The 7416-nt window shown below is 45.0% G+C and carries 11 protein-coding genes; 5 read left to right on the forward strand and 6 right to left on the reverse strand.

Annotation, left to right across the window (positions count from 1 at the left end; genetic code table 11):
* The 5 genes from NT178_07875 to NT178_07895 all read left to right on the forward strand — a co-directional run.
* Positions 1 to 739: hypothetical protein (locus NT178_07875; protein ID MCX5812449.1), on the forward strand; the 739-nt coding region annotated here is incomplete at its 5' end.
* Positions 739 to 1209 carry an outer membrane lipid asymmetry maintenance protein MlaD gene (locus NT178_07880; GenBank protein MCX5812450.1) on the forward strand — a complete coding sequence of 157 codons (471 nt, stop codon included), beginning with the start codon at positions 739 to 741 and terminating at the stop codon, positions 1207 to 1209. The genes NT178_07875 and NT178_07880, both read left to right, overlap by 1 nt.
* 28 nt (positions 1210 to 1237) lie before the next feature.
* A complete protein-coding gene (locus NT178_07885; protein ID MCX5812451.1) occupies positions 1238 to 1831 on the forward strand; it encodes an ABC transporter substrate-binding protein in 594 nt (197 codons plus the stop codon).
* On the forward strand, positions 1828 to 2718 hold the full coding sequence (locus NT178_07890; protein MCX5812452.1) for a VacJ family lipoprotein: 891 nt from the start codon (positions 1828 to 1830) through the stop codon (positions 2716 to 2718). The genes NT178_07885 and NT178_07890 overlap by 4 nt, the downstream gene beginning before the upstream one ends.
* 104 nt (positions 2719 to 2822) lie before the next feature.
* Positions 2823 to 3152 carry an ArsR family transcriptional regulator gene (locus NT178_07895; protein MCX5812453.1) on the forward strand — a complete coding sequence of 110 codons (330 nt, stop codon included), beginning with the start codon at positions 2823 to 2825 and terminating at the stop codon, positions 3150 to 3152.
* A gap of 31 nt (positions 3153 to 3183) precedes the next feature.
* Here NT178_07895 and NT178_07900 read toward each other — a convergent pair whose 3' ends face one another.
* From NT178_07900 to NT178_07925, 6 genes are all read right to left on the reverse strand, one after another.
* Positions 3184 to 3609, reverse strand: coding sequence for a hypothetical protein (locus NT178_07900; protein MCX5812454.1), 426 nt, complete (start codon positions 3607 to 3609; stop codon positions 3184 to 3186).
* 88 nt (positions 3610 to 3697) lie between these two features.
* Positions 3698 to 4618, reverse strand: coding sequence for a cation diffusion facilitator family transporter (locus NT178_07905; protein MCX5812455.1), 921 nt, complete (start codon positions 4616 to 4618; stop codon positions 3698 to 3700).
* Positions 4619 to 4676: 58 nt separating this feature from the next.
* Complete coding sequence (locus NT178_07910; GenBank protein MCX5812456.1) at positions 4677 to 5393, reverse strand: class I SAM-dependent methyltransferase; 717 nt, start codon at positions 5391 to 5393, stop codon at positions 4677 to 4679.
* Between the two features lie 77 nt (positions 5394 to 5470).
* Positions 5471 to 6040: a hypothetical protein gene (locus tag NT178_07915; GenBank protein ID MCX5812457.1), complete on the reverse strand. Its 570-nt coding sequence runs from the start codon at positions 6038 to 6040 to the stop codon at positions 5471 to 5473.
* Positions 6041 to 6097: 57 nt separating this feature from the next.
* A complete protein-coding gene (locus NT178_07920; protein ID MCX5812458.1) occupies positions 6098 to 6400 on the reverse strand; it encodes a ParB N-terminal domain-containing protein in 303 nt (100 codons plus the stop codon).
* Between the two features lie 679 nt (positions 6401 to 7079).
* On the reverse strand, positions 7080 to 7416 hold a 337-nt coding region (locus NT178_07925), incomplete at its 5' end, for a phospholipase D-like domain-containing protein (GenBank protein MCX5812459.1).

Raw genomic sequence — 7416 nt, forward strand, 5'->3', positions numbered from 1 at the left:
TCAGGACCCCATCAGGAAGAACATGATCCTGAGCATGATTACCCATTACAGAAAAAAATTCGGGTTTACCGCTGTTATGATCAGCCATGATATCCCGGATGTTTTTTTCATATCTGATCGTATTATCATTCTTTGGGAAGGGGCAGTCGGCTTTGAAGGGACATATGAAGATGCAACAAAGCTGAAGCTTCCCTTAATCGATGAGTTTCTACGTAGTCTGGAAGGGTTCCAGGACGAACTCACAGGTCTGCTTTCAAGGGAGGCCTTCAGGGTACATTATACCGGGATGCTGGGGGGTACCGCCATGTCAACGAATGTTTCAGCCGCTGTTTTCAGTGTTCGGCTGAGTTTACTGGACGCTGCCCTGGGATCTCAGACAGCACTGGAAATCCTTAAGCTCCTTGGAAAACTTACAAACAGGCAATTCAATCAGGTAGGTGGTTTCTCTGCACGTCACAGCAGGGACCAGATACTCACCATATTTCCTCACACAACACCCGATGAGGCAAAAGAACTGGTAGAGGGCTTTGCGAAAAAATTGCAGCAGGGAGCCCTTGCCGGCATTGAGAGTATAGCGGGACGAAAGACAGGCATCATCGGAGAATGCTTCGATGTCTATGTACATGCAGGAGTCACCGGGGTCTACCCTGCTGATGAGATTGAACAGATCATCCTGCGAGCTGAAGAAAAACAGGAGATTATCGTAACGCACCGATGCAATTCCGAAGGGAGTGTGTAATGAAAAAATATTCAATGGAAACGGCTGTAGGCATTTTTGTTTTGATTGGTCTTGTATGTGTGGGCTATATGACGGTGAAGCTGGGCAAGGTTTCATTATTTGGAGAAGATACTTACCCGCTTTATGCCCGTTTTGTCTCGGCCTCGGGGTTAAGGGTCGGCAGCACAGTCGAGGTTTACGGACTTGAAGTGGGCAGTGTGAAAAGCCTGAATATCGACATAGATAAGCAGATGGCAGTTGTCGGAATAGCAGTTAACAAAAGCCTGAAGGTATATGATGATGCAGCAGCAACGATAAAGACCTCGGGGCTTATCGGTGATAAATATTTAAAAATAGATCCGGGCGGATCCGGGGAACCGATTAAACAAGGTGGCTTTATCACGCAGACATCAGTGCCGGCGGACATTGAAGACCTCATAGGGAAATATGCATTCGGGGATGCAAAGAAGGAGCCAAACAAGACCCCGTAAGAAACACCAAAGAAACAGGGAGGATATATTGAAAAAGCGGATCTGTAAAATCATACTTCTTATGATATTAATGCTTCCCCTAAATGCGCTTGCAGGTATCCCCCTCGATACGGTGAAAACTAATGTTAACAGCGTGATCGAGGTAATGCGCGATCCAAAGTTCAAAGGGGAGGCGGGCAAAAAGGTGAAAGAGCAGAGGATTGTAGTTGCCGCTGATAAGCTTTTTGATTTTGTAGAGCTTTCGAAGAGGACGCTGGGGTTGAACTGGAACAAATTAACCCCGGAACAGCGTAAAGAATTTGTTGAGTTATTTAAGACGATCCTCAAAGATGCCTATGTTGATAAAATCACGGCCTATACTGATGAGCAGGTGAACTTTACCAAGGAAGTACCTCTTTCCGAAACCACAATAGAGGTCCAGAGTGTTGTGGTGACAAAGACTGCCCAGATACCCATCTATTACAGGGTTATCAAGAAAGACAGCGAGTGGAAGGTATTTGATGTGGTGATCGAAGGAGTGAGCCTTATCAGCAATTACCGTACCCAATTCCGGGATATCCTCGGGAACAACCCGCCGGAGACGCTGCTTGAGACTCTGCGCAAAAAGGTTGGTAAAAAATGAATTACAGAGAACCGATAAGATATTGGAGAAGGATATGTTTCTTCCTCGGACCGATGGTCTGCCTGATATTCCTGCTTTCCTCACTTCATGGCTTCTCATCTGTATATGCAGCAGACCCTGCCCGGAGCCGGGATACCGGTGTTGTCGAAGAGCAACAAAGACCGGAAAAGGGTGTAGACGAGACAGTGCCGGATCGGTCTACTGCCGAAAAAAAGCCGTCTGACGAGTATGATAATGTTACCGAGGAGCAAGTGGTCAGCGGTGAAGGGCCACGTGTTGCCGACCCCTTGGAATCATGGAACAGGGCCGTGTATCACTTTAATGATAAGGTCTACTTCTGGGCGCTAAAGCCCGTTGCAAAAGGCTATAAGTATATTCTGCCGGAAGGTGTCCGGGGTTTATTCAGCAGTTTTTATCAGAATATCAAGGCGCCCATTCGTATTGCAAATAATCTTCTTCAAGGAGAGTTGGGATACGCAGGGATCGAACTGGCCAAGTTGCTTATTAACTCCACAGTCGGTGTCGGTGGATTGAGGGACTGTGCAACAGAGTGTTTCAATATCAAGGGCCGCAATGCTGACTTTGGCCAGACACTGGGTATATATGGTATGGGTCATGGTTTCTATTTAGTCTGGCCGTTTCTCGGTCCTTCCAGTGCCCGTGATTCTGTCGGATGGGGCGTTGACTGGTCGCTCAAACCAACGACGTACCTTGGCGGTTCAGAGTGGATCAATGTGGAGAACGTAGGGCTTTATGTTCATGAATCAGTGAACACGACGTCTTTTCACATTGGCGATTACGAGACCCTCAAAGGGGCAGCGATTGACCCATACGTGGCTATGCGCGACGCATATATTCAATATCGTGCAAAGGCATTGAAGAAATAAGCTTTTTTACGCTGAATTATCGATATCTGCTGTGGCTGTTGCTGCGAAGATTAAGAATGTTACGGCATTTGCCCCCATGAAGATTGTATTGTAGTACAAGCGAAATGAGAAAGAAGATTAAAGAACCGCCTACACCTGTTGAACGTTACAACACCATACGCAGATATATTGTTTCCCTGCTTGAAGATAATACCTTATCAGCCAAAGATATATCCATATACCTCAGGATTCAGGAGAAGGATATAAGCAGTCATCTCGAACATATACGAAAGACCTTAAACAAGAACAACCAGCATCTCACAATTATCCCGGCAAAATGCGAGAAGTGCGGTTTTGTATTTATAAAAAGAACCCGCCTGACAAAACCGGGCAAATGCCCAATCTGTCGCAACAGCCTGATTAATTCACAACTTTTTTCAATTCAGTCAATATAATATTAATGCAATTGTGATTTATTGTTGTTTATTACTTTGCCGGCACCGGAGCTGCCGATTTATCAGGCACAGGTTTTGCCTCATCTTTCTTCAAAACAGCCCTTTTTTCAACAGGTTTCTTGCTTTTGATTATCTTCTTGGCTATTTTCTTACCGTCCATATCTATAAAAGCGATAACTACAAAATCACCTGCCTTTACTTCCTCGGCGCTTTTATAGACCTTCCACTTTACGTTTTTGATGTCAAAAGTTTCTTCACATTTTTTTCCCTGAACAACAATAATATTCTCGGCCACGTCAACCCTCACGACTTCACCGCCGCCCTTCTTTGCCTTGGCAGGCCTGTCAATTTTTGCCGGTTTATAAGGCTTTGCTGCCGTTTTATCCTGGGCAAAAGTTGTTGCAACAAAAGTTAAGCCTGTCAATAAAACTGCAGCAATAAATAAAGCCCTCTTCATAATTATTACCTCCCTGATTTTATAAGCCTTATAAATTCAATATACTAAAGTAGACCTTTTGTCAAAAAAATTATCTTATGGTAATCCCTCAGTGATTATGCCCTTTGTCGTGGTTATCGGGTTTTCCCTGACAGTACAGGCCGTTGTCGCAGGAGACGCTGGCGCACTCGATCTGCAGGGTGCTGTGATCCACCCCGTTTTCTCTCAGCATTGTTTCAATATTCAATTTTGTTGCCTCAACCTCGCTCAAAGTCTTGTCATTTACGAGCACGTGGGCTGAAAAGGCAACATGGTTGTGGGCTACAGGCCAGAGATGGACATCATGAATACCTATGACGTCGGGCATGTCGATAATCTTTTGCGCAAGCATTTCCACATTGAAGCCCCTGGGGGTCAGGTTGAGGAAAATTGAGGTTGTGTCACGGACCAGGCGGACGCCTCCCCAGATAATAATGCCGCCGATGAGGACACTTGCAATCGGGTCTGCATAGGTCCATCCCGTGAAATAGATAATGATGCCTGAGATGATGACCCCTACGGAAGAAAGGGTATCACCGAGGACATGGAGCCAGACGCTTTTCAGGTTGAGATCTTCATGGCTGTGGCCGAGGATAAAGGCCATAACAAGATTGCCCGCGAGACCAAGGACAGCGATGCCGAGCATGACAGGGATATTAATTCCCGGCGGAGACATGAGCCTCTCATAGGATTCGTAAAAGATAAGGACAGCGATGACCAAAAGGCTCAGCCCATTGATGAGTGCCGCCAGTAGACCGACCCTGTGGTAGCCGAAGGTGGCGTTTTTGTCCGACGGCTTTCTGCTTATGCGGGCAGCTACGAGGCCCAGAGCTATTGCCAGGGCATCAGTGACCATATGCCCGGCATCACTCAGGAGGGCAAGGCTGTTGCTTAAAAAACCGCCTACAACCTCAGCGGCCAGTATAAGAACTGTTACGAATAAGGTGACGGCAAGACGTTTTTCTCCGCTCATGTTCATTTTAAGTGCCATTATATATCCGGTACTTCATACCAATTCGCCTTCAATCATTCCTGCCTTTCTATCTCCCTTATGTCTTATTGGAAAAACAGGCGGTCCTGTGTTTCTTGAGGATCACAAGAAAGAGCCTTCTCGGGAGGTCTCCTTCTTCTAATTCCTCAATGTTGATTATATCATATCCTTTTGCCAGATGTTCCACCTTTTCCCTGCTGAAAAAATGGACAACAAAACCCCCGACCTCCCACATATCCTCACCGCGATGGATCCCTGTCCGGTAATGGATATCACTGACATTCCTGGCCGTGTATACGTTCAATCCTCCGGGTTTAAGCACCCGGCTGATTTCCTGGGAGAGAAATTCAAGCTCAGCGGTTGTCAATGCCATACAGTAAAGCATGTGGGAAAAACAACAATCAAAGGATGCGTCCTCGAAGGGAAGACGATGCCTGATATCATGTTGTAGCGTTGTGATGGACTTTGAGATACCAAGCTTTTGTGCCTTTCGTCTGATTGTCTTGAGCCCTTCTTTGCTGTAATCAAGCATATTAACCTGAAAGCCCTCCTGTGCAAAAAATAGGGTATCGCGTCCTTGACCTCCACCAAGCTCAAGAATTTTTGTCCTGCCTTCTCTTTTAAACAAATCAGTTGCTTTGTGGGCAGGATAGCTCGGCTCGATACCAAACATGTCAACTTTTTCTGAAAACTTTTCCTCCCAATGTGCCTGCTGGGCGTTCAAGGTATCCTTCAAAATGTTTACATCGTGTTTTTTAATCACGTCGTCTGCCAAGCTGTATATCCCTCCTTTGCGCTTCACAAGTCCGCTTATCTTTTCTACTATTCACTAACGACTATTCACTGCCTTTCTCACACTTGTGGCGGTCTTTTCTTACCATATGGTATCATAGGCACCTGCTGTTGTATAAAAACACAAAAAACCTGCAGTTCATAGAGATATTTTTCAACATCTTCCCTTACATAGGTTCCAAGGCCTTTCTCAAAATCCGTCTTAATGGATACCATGCCTTTAACTTGTTTCTTAACGGATTTTGGCTTCGTATCAACAGGGTTAGGTTTGACTTCTTTGTATGCTGTGAGCATCCTTTCTAATGTGGCATTGGTTATCGGTGTCTTTATGACATTATCAAATATGTTTTTAAGATCAGGACAATCAAGGTTTGCGGCAAAGAGATAACCCTGGGAAACAGTGAGATTTCCTGACGAAATTGATGTCTGAATTTCAGGGGAAAGATTTAAAAGTGATATCGTGCGGAACAAGGTAGGATAAGACTTTCCGGAGATCTCAGAAATTGCTTTCACAGTGAAAACAATTTCTTCCGGCAGGTCTTCCGGCCTCCTGTTGTAACTTACCAGATCGCTCATTACCCCGTCTACATCATACCCCTTATCGGGGTGTTTTGCCTGAATAAATGCCAATATCCCCTTTGCCTGATCTATGGGATTTAAGTCTTCCCGCTGGAGGTTCTCTGTCAGTTAAAGGGCTATGGTCTCACCTAATTCCTTACCTGCTTCAATAACTCTTGCTGGTACGGATTCAAGTCCTAATTGTCTGGCTGCCACAAGACGTCTCTCCCCGCAGATGAGAAAATATGTCCCGTCATCTTGTCCTGTTACAATAAGCGGTTCCAGGATGCCTTTGTCTTTGATCGACTGCATGAGTGACTTGAATGAGTCTGTTTCAGTATTAATGCTTGACCTAACTTGCTCCAAGACCACAATCTTTTCTACAGGAATGTACAAAAACTCAGGATTAACAATTATCTTCTTCGTTGCCATATTATCTCCCTCTTTGAATTTCGTGAAGCGTATTTCGTGAAGCCCCCGCCAAGCGAGGACAGGCATGAAGCGGGTAAACCCGTGAAGCGTAAAAGGCCTTAATTAGTAACCGGTAAAATTGTCTTGTGAGTCCCCCGCGATGGCGCTATTTATTGTAGATATTTAGGAACAATGTGCCAAGCGTTTTGTGATTTTTATAAAGGGCAGGTAAGGTTTCCAAGGCTATTGCGTCGAGCATTTCAAATTGGAATTTGTTTTATGAAAATTATTAGATTAACCTACCAATCGAGTAGATGGTCTTTTCTGTGAATCTGAGAATTATTTTATTGTAATCCTCAATCCGACTTCGTGCCTCGACGTAGTAGCTTACAAGCGGTTATCAACAGGTCGGAACGGGTTTTGGTGTCAGAGGTTGCAGGTGTTAACTCCACATACAAACGAATAGCTTCAATCAAATGAATTGCTGAAGGGTAGATTACCAAATGAAACAGAGGATTAATGTCACGTTTCAAAAGCGGTTATGGAGCCCGAAAGATACCTTCTGCGATTTCCTTCATTACCTTTCCTTTGCCGATCATATACAGCACGTGAAGTTTTTATACCTGGATGAACCATCGTCCGATTGCAGCGCTACTAAATGTAAACAAGCACCTAAAACAAACCCATTTTCGACGACAGCCTACAACCAGTGGGAAAATAGATGCGAAAACCATTCTCTGATCTTGAGGAGCAAAGGTCTCCTTTCCCAGTCTTCCCATCGAATCTGGTCGGACTCCGCAAGATCCCTGGCAAACATCTTCTCCATTGCAATAGCGAACTCGCGGTTCAGAATAACCGCGTTAACCTCGTCACTGCTTGAAAAACTCCAGAAGTCCATATTGGTGGAGCCCACTGTTGACCAGATACTGTCAATTACCAGAGTTTTCGCGTGAAGTAAGGCATTACGGCGCTTGTATAGATTCACCCCTGATTTCAAAAGATCGGAGTAATGATATTGTCCTGCATATTGGGCCAGA

Source organism: Pseudomonadota bacterium (assembly GCA_026388255.1).
Lineage (GTDB): Bacteria > Desulfobacterota > Syntrophorhabdia > Syntrophorhabdales > Syntrophorhabdaceae > JAPLKB01.

Coding starts and splice junctions, on each gene's coding strand:
- NT178_07890 (MCX5812452.1), top strand. CDS start 1,828: ATGAATTACAGAGAACCGATAAGATATTGGAGAAGGATATGTTTCTTC.
- NT178_07880 (MCX5812450.1), top strand. CDS start 739: ATGAAAAAATATTCAATGGAAACGGCTGTAGGCATTTTTGTTTTGATT.
- NT178_07900 (MCX5812454.1), bottom strand. CDS start 3,609: ATGAAGAGGGCTTTATTTATTGCTGCAGTTTTATTGACAGGCTTAACT.
- NT178_07905 (MCX5812455.1), bottom strand. CDS start 4,618: ATGGCACTTAAAATGAACATGAGCGGAGAAAAACGTCTTGCCGTCACC.
- NT178_07895 (MCX5812453.1), top strand. CDS start 2,823: ATGAGAAAGAAGATTAAAGAACCGCCTACACCTGTTGAACGTTACAAC.
- NT178_07920 (MCX5812458.1), bottom strand. CDS start 6,400: ATGGCAACGAAGAAGATAATTGTTAATCCTGAGTTTTTGTACATTCCT.